The following is a 14,502-nucleotide window of genomic DNA, read 5'->3' on the forward strand; positions in this document are numbered from 1 at the left end:
CCATGCAAGCGTGGCGGCGGCGGCTCGATCAAGGGCTGAACATCGAGCCCGGCGAGGGGCCGGCGGTCATCGCCGGCTTGCTGCTGTTCTACCTGCTGTTCACCGGTTACTTCATGCTGCGCCCGGTGCGCGAAACCATGGGTATTGCCGGTGGGGTGGACAGCCTGCAATGGCTGTTCACCGGCACTTTCATTGCCACCCTGGCGTGCCTGCCGCTGTTCGGCTGGCTGGCGTCCAGGGTGCAACGCAGGCTCATCCTGCCGTGGACCTATGGCTTCTTTGCCAGCAACCTGCTGCTGTTCGCCGCCCTGTTCGCAGTTGCCCCTGACGACGTGTGGGCGGCCCGGGCCTTCTACATCTGGCTGTCGGTATTCAACCTGCTGACCATATCCCTGGCCTGGAGCGTGCTTGCTGATCTGTTTTCCACGGCCCAGGGCAAGCGTTTGTTCGGCCTGCTGGCAGCTGGGGCTAGCCTGGGCGGGCTAAGTGGCCCCCTGCTGGGCACCTTGCTGGTGGCGCCGCTGGGCCATGCCGGGCTGCTGGTGCTGGCGGCGGTATTGCTGCTGGGCAGCAGTAGCGCGGCCCTGTTCCTGCAACGCTGGCGAGCACGCCAACCTCTGCCGGCACAAGCCCAACGCTCGGGATCGCGACCTTTGGGCGGCAACCCGTTTGCCGGTGCCACCGCCGTACTGTGCTCGCCGTATCTGCTGGGGATCGCGCTGTTCGTCGTGTTGCTGGCCAGCGTCAGCACCTTCTTGTATTTCGAGCAGGCACGCATCGTCAGCGAAACCTTTGCCGATCGCACCCGGCAAACCCAGGTGTTCGGCCTGATCGACACCGTCGTGCAGGCATTGGCCATCCTTACTCAGGTATTCCTCACGGGCCGCCTGGCGCGTCGGTTGGGCGTGGGGGTGTTGCTGGTAGCGGTGCCGCTGGTGATGGCTGTGGGCTTTGTGTGGCTGGCGCTGGCCCCGGTGTTCGCCGTGTTCGTGGGGGTCATGGTGGTGCGCCGAGCTGGCGAATATGCACTGGTGCGGCCTGGGCGGGAAATGCTGTTCACGGTACTGCCGGCCGAGGACAAGTACAAGGCCAAGAACTTCATCGACACGGTGGTCTACCGAGGTGGCGATGCCTTGAGCGGCTGGGTCAAGCGGGCACTGGACGTGATGGGCGAGCACCCGCAACTGGCGATGCTCATCGGCGCATTGATTGCCTTGGGCTGGGCAGTGACCGGTGGCTGGCTGGGCCGCCGACAAGCTCGCCTGGATAGCCCGCCGCACGACTGACAGGCGCCCCAAATATGGCGTTGTCGCTTATTTAACGCCACCGGTCCGAACCCCTCGCAATAAACCGAATCCCCCGAGGGAGCCGTACTCACAACCTGTGTACGGCAACGTGCCGTGCACACCTAAGTCATACGAGGTTTCAAGACCATGGCCAACAAAGAAAACAGCCGCACCGGCAATCAACAAGGCAGCCAGGGTGGTAGCAAGAACCCGGGCAACTTCGCCAACGATCGTGAAAAGGCCTCCGAAGCCGGACGCAAGGGCGGCCAGTCTTCGGGCGGCAACATGCCCCACGATAGCGAGTCGGGCCGTAAGGGCGGCCGCTCGTAAGTGACCTGATGGCAGTGCCGGGGCGACCTGGCACTGCAATGAACCGGGGGTTTGCAATTAGCCAGGGTTGGCCGACAATGGCGGCGCCCTTTGCAGCCACCCGGAATCATCTGCTCCATGATGCTGATCAAGCAATTCCCTGACATTTCCCTGGATGACACGCTATTCGTCTTCGCCCTCGAGGCCGAGGCGGGCGATGTATTCACCGAGGTGCGCACCGTGTTCACGGGTATTGGCAAGGTGAATGCTGCCATCGCCCTGACCAAAGCCATTGCGGCGCACCGCCCGAAGCTGATCGTGAACCTGGGCTCGGCGGGCAGCCAGCGCCATGGCAAGGGCGAGGTGGTGTGTTGTAGCCGCTTCGTGCAACGCGACATGGATGTGACGCCATTGGGCTTTGCCCGGTATGAAACGCCGCTGTCGGACATACCGGTGGTACTGGAGCACGGCACCGCTATCCCCGGGCTGGCACAGGAAACCTGTGGCAGTGGCGACAACTTCGAGATCAACCATGGCGATGCGCCCTATGACGTGGTCGACATGGAAGCCTATGTGCTGGCATTGATCGCACGCGACGAAAACATACCTTTTGTTTGCCTCAAGTACATTTCCGACGATGCCGGCAGCGATGCAGCGGATGACTGGGCGGTGCAGGTTCACTTGGCGGCCGAAGCGTTCAAGCGGGTGTTGTTCAGCCACGTGTAACCTGTGTCGTAACGCCAGGCCAGACGGCCTCTGCATGGCGTTGCGCCAACAGGGTGAGGTCGGGTTGAACTTTGCGGCGGTTGACGTTTCCACCGCATACACGCCAAGTCCAAGGAATGACCTGCCAACCCTGGAGGCAAACATGGCACGACATATCATCCATTTCACCGGGCCTATCAACTCGTCAACCTGCGGCAACCTGGTCAATACCTGTTCACGGGCGTTGCAGCAGGGGGCCGAGGTACTGCAACTGAACATCGCCACCATGGGGGGCGAGTGCAGCTACGGGTTTACCCTGTACAACTTCCTGCGGGCGTTACCGATCCAGGTGCAGACGCACAACCTGGGCACGGTGGAGTCCATGGGTAATATTCTGTTCCTGGCCGGGGAGCGGCGTACGGCATGCAGTTACAGCAAGTTCCTGTTCCACCCGTTTCATTGGACCTTGCATGGCTCGGTGGACCATTCACGGATGGCCGAGTACGCCATGAGTCTGGATTACGATTTGCGCTTGTATGCGCAGATCGTCGCCGAACGCACCAAAGGCGCCGCTGAGGTACTGGATGTGCCGCGGTATCTGATGGCCTATCCGCGCATATTGGGGCCACGGGAGGCGCTGGAGAACGGGATGATCCATGCCATTGATGAAATGCCGATCGACGTGGATGCGGTTCAGTGGAGTGTTCACGCTTGACGGTCAAAGGCCGGCAGCTTTGCCGCGCAAACATTTTGCCCGTAACAGTTTCGTGCCGCTCGTCACCTGCGGGCAAAACGATTGAGCAGACCTTGCAATTGGCGGCTCGGAATTAGGGCATGGTACTGGCCATGCAACCCGCCAATTCCTCGCAAGGAGTAATGACATGGCACAGGATCAAGCGCAAACCGGCCAACGTGGTGGCACCAAGGAAACCAACCCAGGCAACTTCGCCAACGACAGGGAGCGCGCCTCCCGCGCCGGGCAAAAGGGAGGGCAGGCTTCTGGCGGCAATTTTGCCAATGACCGCCAACGGGCATCGGAAGCGGGCCGCAAAGGGGGGCAAAATAGCCACGGGCGCAGCCGCAGCCAGTGACTGAACATCCCCACCGTAGGGTTAAGGGTTCTAATTGTTCGACATTTTTTTGAATTATCTGGCCATGCCCGGATCAATCAGGTTGTCATCCATGGAGAAGAGGAGGCCCCCTGCGATGCCTAGCCCACAACTGTACATCATCGATTACCAACTGCATGGCCAGCCGCGCAGTTTCATCATTCGTCTGGAGCGGTTGGACAATGCCGAGGCCTGGCATTGGGCAAGTTGCGATGCGGGCATCGGCATCATTCCCAAGTTCGGGCGCGAAAAAATCCGGAAGATCAGCCGGCCCATGGCCGAGCGCTACGGGATTACCGAAGTGACCTGGCGAATTTCGGGGAGCAAGCCGAACCAGTCGGCGGTGGATCCGGCGGCAATGCGTTGATGCCACACCTGAAGCTGCCGGCCACTTCGCGGTTGAACCCGTGAAGTGGCCGGCGAGGTCAAACCATCACTCCGGCTGCTTCAACACCAAGGTCAGGATGTCATAGCTGGCCACCAGCTCCCCCAGTTGGTTAGTGACTTCTACATCCCACGCCACCACACCCTGCGGCTGGCCCAACGGGCTGGTCTTGCCTTGGTCGATTTTGCGCTTGCAGGTCAAACGCGCCTGGATGGTGTCGCCAATGCCCACCGGGTTGATGAAACGCAGGGTATCCAGGCCATAGTTTGCCAACACCGGCCCGGCACCCGGCGACACGAACAGGCCGGCTGCCGCCGACAGCACGAAGTAGCCATGGGCAATGCGCTTGCCAAACTGCGATTCCTTGGCTGCGATTTCGTCGAAATGCATGTAGAAGTGGTCACCCGACAGGCAGCCGAAGTTGACCAGGTCGGCTTCGGTCACCGTGCGGCGGTGGGTCAGCAGCGACTCGCCAATGCGCAGCTGCTGGAAGTAGCGGCGGAACGGGTGCACTTCGGTTTCGATCACTTCGCCACCGCGCACGTATTCGCCGGTGACTGCCGTGAGCATGCTCGGCGAACCCTGGACAGCGGCACGCTGCAGGTAGTGCTTGACCGCACGCAGGCCACCCAGCTCTTCACCACCACCGGCCCGGCCAGGGCCGCCGTGCTTGAGTTGCGGCAGTGGCGAGCCATGGCCGGTGGACTCCTTCGCGGCCTCGCTGTCGAGCACCAGCAGGCGGCCATGCCAGGCAGCCGCCACCGGAATGGCCTTGGCAGCCACGCTACGGTCGGCGGTGACCAGGGTTGCCACCAGGCTGCCTTTGCCCCGCGCGGCCAGCGCCAAGGCTTCGTCAAGGTCATCGTAGGCCATCAGCGTGCTGACCGGGCCGAACGCTTCGATGTCGTGAGCGCCGCCTTCGGCGTGCGGGTCGCGGGCTTGCAGCAGGGTCGGGGCGAAGAACGCCCCTTCAGCCACACCCTCGCCGCGCGGGGCAAAGCCATCGCTGGCGCCGAACAGCTGGTCACAGCTTTGCAGCAGGCTGCGTACCCGCTCGGCCACGTCGTGCTGCTGGTCGTGGGAGGCCAGGGCACCCATGCGCACGCCTTCCAGCGCGGGGTCGCCAACCACGACTTTGCTCAGGCGCTCGCGCAAGCGTGTGGCAACGGCATCGATGTGCCTGGCCGGCACAATGGCCCGGCGGATGGCCGTGCATTTCTGCCCGGCCTTGGTGGTCATTTCACGCACCACCTCCTTGATATACAGATCGAACTCTTCGCTGTCCGGGCTTACGTCCGGTCCGAGGATGGCACAGTTCAGCGAATCCGCCTCTGCGGTGAAAGGTACCGAATTACGTATCAGGTTCGGCGTGACGCGCAATTTGGCAGCGGTATCGGCGGAGCCGGTGAAGGTCACGACATCCTGACCTTGCAGGCGGTCGAGCAAGTCGCCTGTGCTGCCGATCACCAATTGCAGGCTACCTTCCGGCAGCAAGCCGGAGGCGTTCATCAGGCGCACCACGGCTTCGGTCAGGTAGCTGGTGGAGGTCGCAGGCTTGACGATACAAGGCATGCCGGCCAGGAAGGTCGGCGCGAATTTTTCCAGCATGCCCCAGATGGGGAAGTTGAACGCGTTGATGTGCACCGCAACGCCTGCACGCGGCACCAGGATGTGGCTGCCGGCGAAATGGCCTTGTTTGCCCAGCGCAATGGCAGGGCCTTCGTGCACCAGGTTACCCGACGGCAACTCACGGCTGCCAATGCCCGCGTACGAGAACAACGTGGCGTTACCACCCTCGATGTCGATCCAGCTGTCGGCACGGGTAGCGCCGCTGTGGTGCGACAAGGCGTAAAGCTGTTCCTTGCGTTCGGCCAGGTACAAGGCCAGGGCTTTGAGGCGCTGGGCGCGCTGCTGGAAGTCCATGGCCATCAAGCTGGCAAGGCCACGGGCTCGTGCGTAGTCCACGGCTTCGGCGAAGTCCGGGCGCTCTTCATGGCTGTAGGCAAGCACGTGGCCGTCGAGGGCACTGCGCAGGGCCTGAGCGCCATGCTGGCCCAGCCAACGGCCGGCAATGAAGCTTTGCAGGGTAGGGGCGGCAGACATGCTGTTCTCCATGCTGTTCAAATGTAGGGGCGCGCTGTTACCACAGCGCCAGGGTGTAGCCGATGATCAAACGGTTCTCGTCCACAGCATTGGTCAGGCCATTGCCGGAACGGAAAGTGACATTGCGCCAGCGCAGGCTCACGTCTTTGAACGGGCCACTCTGGATGACGTAGGTGATGTCGGTGTCGCGTTCGCGCTCGCGGCCATTGCTGACGGTGGCGGTTTCGGCGTGGCGGCCGTCGGTGTAGCGGGTCATGAAACTCAGGCCGGGGATGCCCATCGCCACAAAGTCGTAGTCATAGCGCACTTGCCATGAGTCCAGCCCGGCACGGGTGAAGGTGTTGTAGGTGACCAGGTTGACCGTGAACGGGTCGCCGCCGTTGACGAACGGGAAGGCGCTGTCGCCGGACATCTGCTGCCAGGTGGCGGTGAACTTGTGCGCCCGTACGCCGAGCGTGAACATGGCGTTGAAGTTGCGGTTGTCGATGTTGCCGGCACGCTCGGCGCCATCGTTGCGGCTGTCGAAGTAGCGCAGGTCGCTGCGCAGGCTCACACCTTCGCTCAACGGACGGGTATCGATCAGGCCCACGAACTGCTGGCGGTAGATGTCTTCGAGTTTGGCGTAGTAGTAGCTGACGCTGGTTTGCGGGGTGATGGCATAGCTGCCACCGCCGAAGTCCAGGTGGTCGCTGGTAGCAGCGCCATAGCCGATGTCGTCCCGGCCCGAGGAATCGCGCAGGTTGGCCTTGGTCAGGCGGCCGGCGTTGAAGGTGAAGCCATCAAGGTCCTGGCTGGTCAACAGGCCACCCTGGAAGGTGGACGCCAGCAGGCGGGTGTCGTTGTAGACCACCACCGGCAAGATGGGTTGCAGCGTGCCCAGGCGCAATGTGCTTTTGGACACGCGCACCTTGCCGGTCAGGCCCAGTTCGCTGTAGTCATCGACCGGTTCATGGCTGTTTGGTCCAAAGGGCAGCAAGCCGGTGTTGCGGCGGTCGCGACTGGAGTCGAGCTTGATACCCAGCTGGCCCATGGCATCGACGCCAAAACCGACCGGGCCTTCGGTGAAGCCCGACTCAAGCTTGGCGGTAAAGCCCTGGCCCCATTCCTCGGCCTTGGCCTGCGGGGCATTGTTTTGGCGGAAGTCGCGGTTGATGTAGTGGTTACGCAGCTCCAGCCGTGCGTGGCTGTCGCTGATGAAGTCTGCCATCGCTGGCAATGGCAATGCGAGGGTGGCCAGCCAGGCAGCTGACATGAAGTGCGTGCGGTTCATTGTTGTTGTTTTACCCGACATGATTGTTCGTCCTTGAAGTCAGTGCTTGCTGGCGCCGGCGGCGCCGATACCGGTCATGGAGCGGATGAACTGGGCCAGGTAGCGGCCGCGCTCTTCAGTGGCACGCTCAGAGCTGTCGGTGACCGAGAACACCCAGGCGCTGAGGAACGCCAGGCTCATGGAGAACAGCGCCGGGTTGCTGTAAGGGAACAATGCTTTTTCGTTGTGCAGCACGTTGACCCACACCGCCGGGCCAAGCACCACCAGCAGCACTGCCGTAACCAGGCCAGCCATGCTGCCGCATACCGCGCCACGGGTGGTCAGCCCCTTCCAGAACATCGAGAGCAGCAGCACCGGGAAATTGACCGAGGCAGCCACTGCCAGTACCAGGCCGGAGAGGAAGGCGATGTTCTGCGACTCGAACAGCAGGCCGAGGATGACCGCCAGCAGGCCTATCAGCAGGGTGGCGATACGCGACACACGCATTTCTTCCTGCTCGGTGGCCTTGCCTTGACGGAACACGCAGGCGTACAGATCGTGGGACACGGCCGATGCGCCAGACAGCGCCAGGCCGGCAACCACGGCCAGGATGGTGGCGAAGGCCACGGCAGAGATGAAACCAAGGAATAGGTTGCCGCCCACGGCCTGGGCCAGATGCACGGCGACCATGTTGCCGCCGCCGATGATGGCGCCGGTGGCATCGCGGTAGGACGGCTCGGTGCCAACCATGACGATGGCGCCAAAGCCAATGACGATCAGCAGCAGGTAGAAGTAGCCGATGAAGCCGGTGGCATAGAACACGCTCTTGCGTGCTTCCTTGGCGTCGCTCACGGTGAAGAAGCGCATCAGGATATGCGGCAGGCCAGCGGTGCCGAACATCATGCCCAAGCCAAGGGAAATGGCATCAATCGGGTTGGACAGCAAGCCACCCGGGGCCATGATTGCCTGCCCCTTGGCATGCACGGCCACGGCGCTGGCGAACATGGCTTCGGTGCTGAAGCCGAAATGCTTGAGCACCATGAAGGCCATGAAGCTGGTGCCCGAAAGCAGCATGACTGCCTTGATGATCTGCACCCAGGTGGTGGCGAGCATACCGCCGAAGGTGACGTAGGCAACCATCAACACACCGACCAGCATGACCGCGTACAGGTAGCTGATGCCGAACAGCAGCTCGATCAGCTTGCCGGCGCCGACCATCTGCGCGACCAGATACATCAATGCGACGACCAAGGTGCCGAATGCCGATGTGAGGCGCACCGGCGTTTGTGCCAGGCGGTAGCTGACCACGTCGGCGAACGTGTACTTGCCCAGGTTACGCAGGCGCTCGGCGATCAGGAACAGGATGATCGGCCAGCCGGCCAGCACGCCAAGGGCATACAGCAGGCCGTCGTAGCCGTTCATGAACATCATGGCCGAGATGCCCAGGAAGGAAGCGGCACTGATCATGTCGCCGGCGATCGCCAGGCCGTTCTGCATGCCGGTCAGCCCCCCGCCGGCGGTATAGAAGTCGCTGGCCGAGCGGGTGCGCAGGGCAGCCCAGCGCGTGACCAGCAGGGTGAAGCAGACGAACACCATGAACATCGAGATGGCAGTCCAGTTCATTGTGCGCACTCCTGCTTGACCTTGTCGTTGAGCGGGTCGAGCACATTGTTGGCGCGGTGCACGTAGATGCCGGTCAGGGCGAAGGACAGCAGCACCATCAGCACACCTACCAGCATGCCCACGGTGGTCACGCCGCCGCTGAGGGACTGGCCGAGGGTGCTGGGCGAGAACGCAACCAGCAGGACGAAGCCGTAGTAGATCACCAGCATGGCCAGGGTCAGGCTGCCGTTGAGGCGGCGTTTGCGCCGTACCAGGTGCTGGAAGTCGGGGTGCTTGGCGATGCTTTCTATTCGTTCGGGTGTCATGGCAAGCGATCTCTTGGTGTTGTAATTGTTTTGTTGAGGTCACGCGAGTGTTGCGGTGTCGCTGATGGCCTCTTCGCGGGCGCGCCCGCGAAGCAGGCGACTCGGTCTCAGAGTTGGTCGAAATCGAGGACCACTTTGTCGCTCACCGGGTAGGTCTGGCACGACAGCACATACCCGGCCGCCACTTCGTAGTCTTCCAGTGCGTGGTTGCTGTCCATTTCCACTTCGCCTTCGATCACCCGGCACTTGCAGGTAGAGCACACGCCGGCCTTGCAGGAGTAGGGCAGCTCGGCGCCGATGGCATTGCCGGCGTCCAGCACGTTCTGGGTGTTGCGTGGCAAGTCGAAGGTGAGCGCGCGTCCGTCGCTGATCACGGTGATGTGGCTGAGCGCCGCGTCCACCTGGCGCGCGGCTTCGCGGGCTTCGCGTCGTGCTTCATTCCCGGCAGCGGCGAACAGCTCGAAATGGATGCGCTCCTTGCCCAGGCCGTTGGCCTGCAAGCTGTCGCGTACGGTCTCGGTCATCGCCTGGGGGCCGCAGATGAAGGCCGCGTCCAGGCCTGGAACGTCCAGCCAGCGCGAAAACAGCTGGCCGCACTTGTCAGCGTCGATGCGACCGTTGTACAGGTCGACATCCTGCTGCTCGCGGCTGAATACGAAAATCAGGTTCAGGCGGTCGAGGTACCGGTTTTTCAGGTCTTCGAGCTTGTCGCGGAACAGCGCGCCAGAGCTGGAGCGGTTGCCGTACAGCAAGGTGAAGCGGCTGTGTGGCTCGCTGGCCAGGGTGGTGCCAATGATCGACAGGATGGGGGTTATGCCGCTGCCGGCGGCCACGCCCAGGTAATTACCCTGGCGGGCAGGGTCCAGCGGTACGAAGAAGCTGCCCGATGGCGGCATCACGTCCAGTTGCTGGCCAGCTTTGAGCCTATCATTGGCAAACGCCGAGAAACGCCCGCCGGGCACGCGCTTTACGGCCACGCGCAGCTCACCGTCCTGGACGGCGCTGCAGATGGAGTAGGAACGGCGCACTTCTTCGTTGTCCAGCTGGGTACGCACGACCAGGTACTGCCCCTGGGTGAAACGGAACTGCGCTTGCAAGTGCTCGGGCACGTCGAAGGCAATCGATACCGCGTCACGGGTCTCGTTGCGCACTTGCTTGATGGTCAGGCTGTGAAACTGGCTCATGGCGTTCTCCACGGCTCAAATGCATTTGAAATAGTCGAACGGCTCCAGGCACTCGCGGCAGCGGTACAGCGCCTTGCACGCGGTGGAGCCGAACTGGCTGAGCAATTCGGTATGGGCGCTGCCGCATTGTGGGCAGCACACTTGGGGCACTTCGCCGAGCAGGCTGCGCTTGCTGGCGCTGCCTTGAGGCGGCGCGATGCCATAAGCCCGCAGGCGCTCGCGGCCCAGTTCGCTGATCCAGTCAGTGCTCCATGCCGGGGTCAGCCGGCGTTCAAGGTCTGGCGCGGCAAAACCGGCCTGCTCCAGCGCCTGGCGGATATCACCTTCGATCACCTCGGTGGCCGGGCAACCGGAGTAGGTCGGGGTAACCACCAGGTGCAGGTGGCCGGCGCGCCAGTCGAGGTCGCGAACGATCCCCAGGTCGACCACGCTGACCACGGGCACTTCCGGGTCCATGACCTGGCCAAGCACCGCCCATGCCCGGGCCAGGTCGTCACCTTGCAGCGCCCGCGCACCACGGTCGCTGGCAATCAGCTCACCAGGTTGCATCGGGGTAGGCCCTTGGCAGGAACTGCATTTCGGCCAGCAGCAGGCCCAGGTGCTCGGTGTGCAAGCCTTTGCGACCGTCCAGGTAGAAGTGGCTGGCAGCCTTTGGCAGCGGCAGTTCGACCGAGGCGAAGGTTTCGCTCACCTGCTTGAGCCAGGCAGCACCCACGGCACCGGGGTCGGCAGCGATACCCGCTTTGGCGAGCTGTCCTTCATTGTCGCTGCCAGCCGTCAGCTCGACCGTGAAACGCCACAGTGCCGCAATGGCGGCAAGCATGCGCTGGCGGCTCTCTGGCGTGCCGCCGCCCAAGCGCTGTACCCACTCACTGGAACGGCGCAGGTGGTACGTGACTTCTTTCAATGCCTTGGCGGCGATACCGGCGATACGTTCATCGCTGGAGCCAGCTAACCCCTGCAGCACGGCGAAGTGCCAGGCGTCGTAGAGGAACTGCTTGGTCATGGTCACGGCGTAATCGCCGTTAGGTTGCTCGACCAGCAGCAGGTTGCGGTAGGCTCGCTCGTCACGGCGGAAGGCCAGGGCATCGGCGTCGCGGCCGTCATCCAGCAGCTCGGCGGCGTACTCCAGCCAATTGCGCGCTTGGCCTACCAGATCGAGGCCGACGTTCATCAGGGCCAGTTCTTCTTCGATGGCCGGGGCATGGCCACACCACTCGCAAAGGCGCTGGCCTTGTACCAGGGCACTGTCGCCAAGCAACAGCAGGTAGGGGATAAGGGCTTCGTTGTGCATGGCCAACCTCACATGTGTCCGACTTCGTCGGGCAGTTCGTAGAAGCTGGCATGGCGGTAGACCTTGTCGTCCGAAGGGGCGAACAGCGGGTCTTTCTCGTCGGGGGACGACGCGGTGATCAGCGCCGAGGGCACCACCCACAGGCTGACGCCTTCGCTGCGGCGGGTGTACAGCTCGCGGGCGTTCTCGATGGCCATGGCGGCATCGGCGGCGTGGACGCTGCCGACGTGCTTGTGGTTAAGGCCGTGCTTGCTGCGCACGAACACTTCGTAGAGGGTCCAGACAGACATTTTCGATCTCCGCATCAATCGCCGCTCAGGCGGCGTTCTTGTTCTGTTGCTTGCGCGCGTAGGCCACGGCGGCCTCGCGTACCCAGGCACCGTCCTCGATGGCCTTGCGCCGGGTGGCGACACGTTCCTGGTTGCACGGGCCATTGCCCTTGATCACTTCGTAGAACTCGTCCCACTGGATTTCGCCAAAGTCGTAGTGACCGCGTTCGGCGTTCCACTTCAGCTCGGGGTCGGGGGCAGTGCAGCCGAGCAGTTCGAGCTGCGGCACGGTCTGGTCGATGAAGCGCTGGCGCAGCTCATCGTTGGTCTGACGCTTGATTTTCCAGGCCATGGACTGGGCGCTGTTGGGGGAATGTTCGTCGCTGGGGCCGAACATCATCAGCGAGGGCCACCACAGGCGGTTGATGGCGTCCTGCACCATGTCGCGCTGGGCCTGTGTACCGTGGCGCATCATGGTCAGGAGGATTTCGTAGCCCTGGCGCTGATGGAAGCTTTCTTCCTTGCAGATACGGATCATCGCACGGGAGTAGGGGCCGTAGGAGGTGCGCTGCAAGACCACCTGGTTGACGATGGCGGCGCCATCCACCAGCCAGCCCACGGCACCCATGTCGGCCCAGCTGAGCGTGGGGTAGTTGAAGATGCTCGAATACTTGGCCTTGCCGCTGTGCAGCTTGGCGATTTCTTCGTCGCGATCGGCGCCCAGGGTTTCCATGGCGCTGTACAGGTAGAGGCCGTGGCCGGCTTCGTCCTGGATCTTGGCCATCAGTTGCAGCTTGCGCTTGAGGCTGGGGGCGCGGGTGACCCAGTTGCCTTCGGGCAACATGCCGACGATTTCCGAATGGGCGTGCTGGGAGATCTGCCGGATCAAGGTCTGGCGGTAGGCCTCGGGCATCCAGTTCTTGGCTTCGATCTTGATTTCAGCGTCGATCTTTTCCTGGAAGTTGCGCTCCTCGGGCGACATCTCTTCCAGCGACTTGACGCGCTTGACTCCGGTTTCCACTAGCTGTGCGTACATGTGCTGCGACTCCTGCTAAGGCATGAGTCATTTGTAAGCGATACAAAACATAACGTCAAACTGTTTCTTGTGTATCAAATAAGATTTGTGTATCGCTTTCAGGCCTCTTCGCGGGCAAACCCGCCCCCACAGGGATCGCGCAGCCCCTGTCAGGGCGTGCAACACGCAAAAAAAAGCCCCGGACTGAGCCGGGGCCGAAAAGGCAGCCGAATGAATCAGCTGGCCAACCGTTTATCAAATACGTGGCAGGCCTTCCCCTCTGAGCGCTTAAGCGTGCCACAAGGCTGCAGGTGCACCTGGGTGCTGATGCCAATGTAGGTCTTGATCTGCTTGCTCAGCTCACCGACCACCTGCTTGCGCTGGCCTTCATCGAGGTGCTGGCACTCCCCGCGCAACTCCACGTGCACCTCGACACTGTCCAGGTTTCCATTACGATACAGATGAATCTCATAAAGCTCTGATAGTTGTTTTATTTTAAGTACCTGCTCCTCGATTTGGGTCGGGAACACGTTGACCCCGCGAATGATCAGCATGTCGTCGCTGCGACCGGTAATCTTGCCGATCCGCCGCATAGGGCGAGCGGTGCCTGGTAGCAGGCGGGTGAGGTCGCGGGTGCGGTAGCGCACCATCGGCAACGCCTCTTTGCTCAGCGAGGTGAACACCAGCTCGCCGAGCTGACCGTCTGGCAGCACCGCGCCGGTGGCCGGGTCGATGATCTCGGGGTAGAAGTGGTCTTCCCAGATGGTCGGGCCGTCCTTGGTTTCGATGCACTCCATCGCCACCCCAGGGCCCATGATTTCCGACAGGCCATAGATGTCGAGGGCATTGATGCCCAGTCGCCCTTCGATCGAGCGGCGCAGCTCGTCGGTCCAGGGTTCAGCACCGAAAATGCCCAGCCGCAGCTTGAGGTCGTGCGGGTCGATGCCCTGGCGCTCGATCTCGTCAGCCAGGTTGAGCATGTAGGAGGGGGTGACCATGATGATGTCAGGCTGGAAGTCGCGAATCAGCTGCACCTGCTTCTCGGTCTGGCCGCCGGACATCGGGATTACCGTACAGCCCAGGCGCTCGGCGCCGTAATGCGCGCCAAGGCCGCCCGTGAAAAGCCCATAGCCGTAAGAAACGTGCACCTTGTCACCTTTACGCCCTCCGGCCGCGCGGATCGAGCGGGCGACCACATTGGCCCAGGTGTCGATGTCATTCTGCGTATAGCCAACCACTGTCGGCTTGCCTGTAGTGCCGCTTGAGGCGTGCAGGCGCACCACCTCTTCCTGAGGCACGGCAAACATTCCGTAGGGGTAGTTGTCACGCAGGTCGTTCTTGCCGGTGAAGGGGAACTTTGCCAGGTCTTCAAGGCTTTTGAGGTCGTCGGGGTGGGCGCCGCATTCGGCAAAGCGCTTGCGGTACAGCGGCACATTGTCGTAGGCGTGCTGCAGGCTCCAGCGCAGCCGCTCCAGCTGGTGCTGACGCAGGGCATCGACGCTGGCGGTTTCCATCGGGTCCAGCAGGGCACGATCGGCATCATGGTACATGTTCATGGCTTCACTCGAATTGTTCTTGTACGCCGCGCAGTACCGGTTGCAGGCCGCGCGGTGAGTGTCATGAGCGCAGCATATATGGCTGCGTTCGGTTGGGTAACAGGCAGATG

15 protein-coding genes and 1 pseudogene are annotated in these 14,502 nt (G+C 62.5%); 6 read left to right on the top strand and 10 right to left on the bottom strand.

The genetic code is table 11. The features are described from left to right. The first annotated feature begins 2 nt into the window (after window positions 1–2). The 6 genes from PM2_RS14605 (at window position 3) to PM2_RS14630 (ending at window position 3,776) form a co-directional block, all read left to right on the top strand. Entirely contained in the window at window positions 3–1,286 is a 1,284-nt protein-coding gene (locus PM2_RS14605) for an NTP/NDP exchange transporter (RefSeq protein ID WP_028699199.1), read from the top strand. A 147-nt stretch (window positions 1,287–1,433) separates the two neighbouring features. Next, entirely contained in the window at window positions 1,434–1,616 is a 183-nt protein-coding gene (locus PM2_RS14610) for a con-10 family general stress protein (RefSeq protein ID WP_016715229.1), read from the top strand. Between the two features lie 117 nt (window positions 1,617–1,733). After that, window positions 1,734–2,321: a phosphorylase family protein gene (locus tag PM2_RS14615; RefSeq protein ID WP_016715228.1), complete on the top strand. Its 588-nt coding sequence runs from the start codon at window positions 1,734–1,736 to the stop codon at window positions 2,319–2,321. A gap of 142 nt (window positions 2,322–2,463) precedes the next feature. Next, a complete protein-coding gene (locus tag PM2_RS14620; protein WP_016715227.1) occupies window positions 2,464–3,015 on the top strand; it encodes an ATP-dependent Clp protease proteolytic subunit in 552 nt (183 codons plus the stop codon). Between the two features lie 166 nt (window positions 3,016–3,181). Then, window positions 3,182–3,391: a con-10 family general stress protein gene (locus tag PM2_RS14625; protein ID WP_016715226.1), complete on the top strand. Its 210-nt coding sequence runs from the start codon at window positions 3,182–3,184 to the stop codon at window positions 3,389–3,391. Between the two features lie 115 nt (window positions 3,392–3,506). Further along, window positions 3,507–3,776: a DUF6555 family protein gene (locus PM2_RS14630; protein WP_016715225.1), complete on the top strand. Its 270-nt coding sequence runs from the start codon at window positions 3,507–3,509 to the stop codon at window positions 3,774–3,776. A gap of 66 nt (window positions 3,777–3,842) precedes the next feature. Here PM2_RS14630 and paaZ read toward each other — a convergent pair whose 3' ends face one another. The 10 genes and pseudogenes from paaZ to paaK all read right to left on the bottom strand — a co-directional run bounded on the left by paaZ (window position 3,843) and on the right by paaK (window position 14,392). After that, entirely contained in the window at window positions 3,843–5,897 is a 2,055-nt protein-coding gene (paaZ, locus tag PM2_RS14635; RefSeq protein ID WP_028699200.1) for a phenylacetic acid degradation bifunctional protein PaaZ, read from the bottom strand. A gap of 37 nt (window positions 5,898–5,934) precedes the next feature. Next, window positions 5,935–7,167 carry an OprD family porin gene (locus tag PM2_RS14640; RefSeq protein WP_016715223.1) on the bottom strand — a complete coding sequence of 411 codons (1,233 nt, stop codon included), beginning with the start codon at window positions 7,165–7,167 and terminating at the stop codon, window positions 5,935–5,937. 39 nt (window positions 7,168–7,206) lie between these two features. Beyond that, window positions 7,207–8,775 (bottom strand): annotated as a pseudogene (locus PM2_RS14645) (cation acetate symporter); the annotation flags it as partial. After that, window positions 8,766–9,074: a DUF485 domain-containing protein gene (locus tag PM2_RS14650; protein WP_016715221.1), complete on the bottom strand. Its 309-nt coding sequence runs from the start codon at window positions 9,072–9,074 to the stop codon at window positions 8,766–8,768. The gene PM2_RS14650 and the pseudogene PM2_RS14645, both read right to left, overlap by 10 nt. Window positions 9,075–9,181: 107 nt before the next feature. Beyond that, window positions 9,182–10,258: a 1,2-phenylacetyl-CoA epoxidase subunit PaaE gene (paaE, locus tag PM2_RS14655; protein ID WP_028699201.1), complete on the bottom strand. Its 1,077-nt coding sequence runs from the start codon at window positions 10,256–10,258 to the stop codon at window positions 9,182–9,184. A 15-nt stretch (window positions 10,259–10,273) separates the two neighbouring features. Further along, window positions 10,274–10,807 carry a 1,2-phenylacetyl-CoA epoxidase subunit PaaD gene (paaD, locus tag PM2_RS14660; RefSeq protein ID WP_028699202.1) on the bottom strand — a complete coding sequence of 178 codons (534 nt, stop codon included), beginning with the start codon at window positions 10,805–10,807 and terminating at the stop codon, window positions 10,274–10,276. After that, complete coding sequence (gene paaC, locus PM2_RS14665; protein ID WP_028699203.1) at window positions 10,794–11,552, bottom strand: 1,2-phenylacetyl-CoA epoxidase subunit PaaC; 759 nt, start codon at window positions 11,550–11,552, stop codon at window positions 10,794–10,796. Before paaC ends, paaD begins: the two co-directional genes overlap by 14 nt. An 8-nt stretch (window positions 11,553–11,560) precedes the next feature. Further along, the gene (gene paaB / locus PM2_RS14670; RefSeq protein ID WP_004374528.1) at window positions 11,561–11,842 is read right to left on the bottom strand and encodes a 1,2-phenylacetyl-CoA epoxidase subunit PaaB; all 282 of its coding nucleotides are present in this window, start codon (window positions 11,840–11,842) and stop codon (window positions 11,561–11,563) included. A 25-nt stretch (window positions 11,843–11,867) separates the two neighbouring features. Further along, entirely contained in the window at window positions 11,868–12,857 is a 990-nt protein-coding gene (gene paaA / locus PM2_RS14675) for a 1,2-phenylacetyl-CoA epoxidase subunit PaaA (protein ID WP_025754119.1), read from the bottom strand. 215 nt (window positions 12,858–13,072) lie between these two features. Then, complete coding sequence (paaK, locus tag PM2_RS14680) at window positions 13,073–14,392, bottom strand: phenylacetate--CoA ligase PaaK (RefSeq protein ID WP_028699204.1); 1,320 nt, start codon at window positions 14,390–14,392, stop codon at window positions 13,073–13,075. Between the last annotated feature and the right edge of the window lie 110 nt (window positions 14,393–14,502).

The sequence above is a fragment of the Pseudomonas monteilii NBRC 103158 = DSM 14164 genome, assembly GCF_000730605.1.
GTDB lineage: Bacteria > Pseudomonadota > Gammaproteobacteria > Pseudomonadales > Pseudomonadaceae > Aquipseudomonas > Aquipseudomonas monteilii.

What these genes read in the sequence shown, in the direction of transcription:
- PM2_RS14620 (WP_016715227.1), top strand. Translation starts at nt 2,464, where the DNA reads ATGGCACGACATATCATCCATTTCACCGGGCCTATCAACTCGTCAACC.
- PM2_RS14625 (WP_016715226.1), top strand. Translation starts at nt 3,182, where the DNA reads ATGGCACAGGATCAAGCGCAAACCGGCCAACGTGGTGGCACCAAGGAA.
- paaD (WP_028699202.1), bottom strand. Translation starts at nt 10,807, where the DNA reads ATGCAACCTGGTGAGCTGATTGCCAGCGACCGTGGTGCGCGGGCGCTG.
- paaA (WP_025754119.1), bottom strand. Translation starts at nt 12,857, where the DNA reads ATGTACGCACAGCTAGTGGAAACCGGAGTCAAGCGCGTCAAGTCGCTG.
- PM2_RS14650 (WP_016715221.1), bottom strand. Translation starts at nt 9,074, where the DNA reads ATGACACCCGAACGAATAGAAAGCATCGCCAAGCACCCCGACTTCCAG.
- PM2_RS14615 (WP_016715228.1), top strand. Translation starts at nt 1,734, where the DNA reads ATGATGCTGATCAAGCAATTCCCTGACATTTCCCTGGATGACACGCTA.
- paaZ (WP_028699200.1), bottom strand. Translation starts at nt 5,897, where the DNA reads ATGTCTGCCGCCCCTACCCTGCAAAGCTTCATTGCCGGCCGTTGGCTG.
- paaE (WP_028699201.1), bottom strand. Translation starts at nt 10,258, where the DNA reads ATGAGCCAGTTTCACAGCCTGACCATCAAGCAAGTGCGCAACGAGACC.
- paaB (WP_004374528.1), bottom strand. Translation starts at nt 11,842, where the DNA reads ATGTCTGTCTGGACCCTCTACGAAGTGTTCGTGCGCAGCAAGCACGGC.
- PM2_RS14605 (WP_028699199.1), top strand. Translation starts at nt 3, where the DNA reads ATGCAAGCGTGGCGGCGGCGGCTCGATCAAGGGCTGAACATCGAGCCC.
- PM2_RS14630 (WP_016715225.1), top strand. Translation starts at nt 3,507, where the DNA reads ATGCCTAGCCCACAACTGTACATCATCGATTACCAACTGCATGGCCAG.
- PM2_RS14610 (WP_016715229.1), top strand. Translation starts at nt 1,434, where the DNA reads ATGGCCAACAAAGAAAACAGCCGCACCGGCAATCAACAAGGCAGCCAG.
- PM2_RS14640 (WP_016715223.1), bottom strand. Translation starts at nt 7,167, where the DNA reads ATGAACCGCACGCACTTCATGTCAGCTGCCTGGCTGGCCACCCTCGCA.
- paaK (WP_028699204.1), bottom strand. Translation starts at nt 14,392, where the DNA reads ATGAACATGTACCATGATGCCGATCGTGCCCTGCTGGACCCGATGGAA.
- paaC (WP_028699203.1), bottom strand. Translation starts at nt 11,552, where the DNA reads ATGCACAACGAAGCCCTTATCCCCTACCTGCTGTTGCTTGGCGACAGT.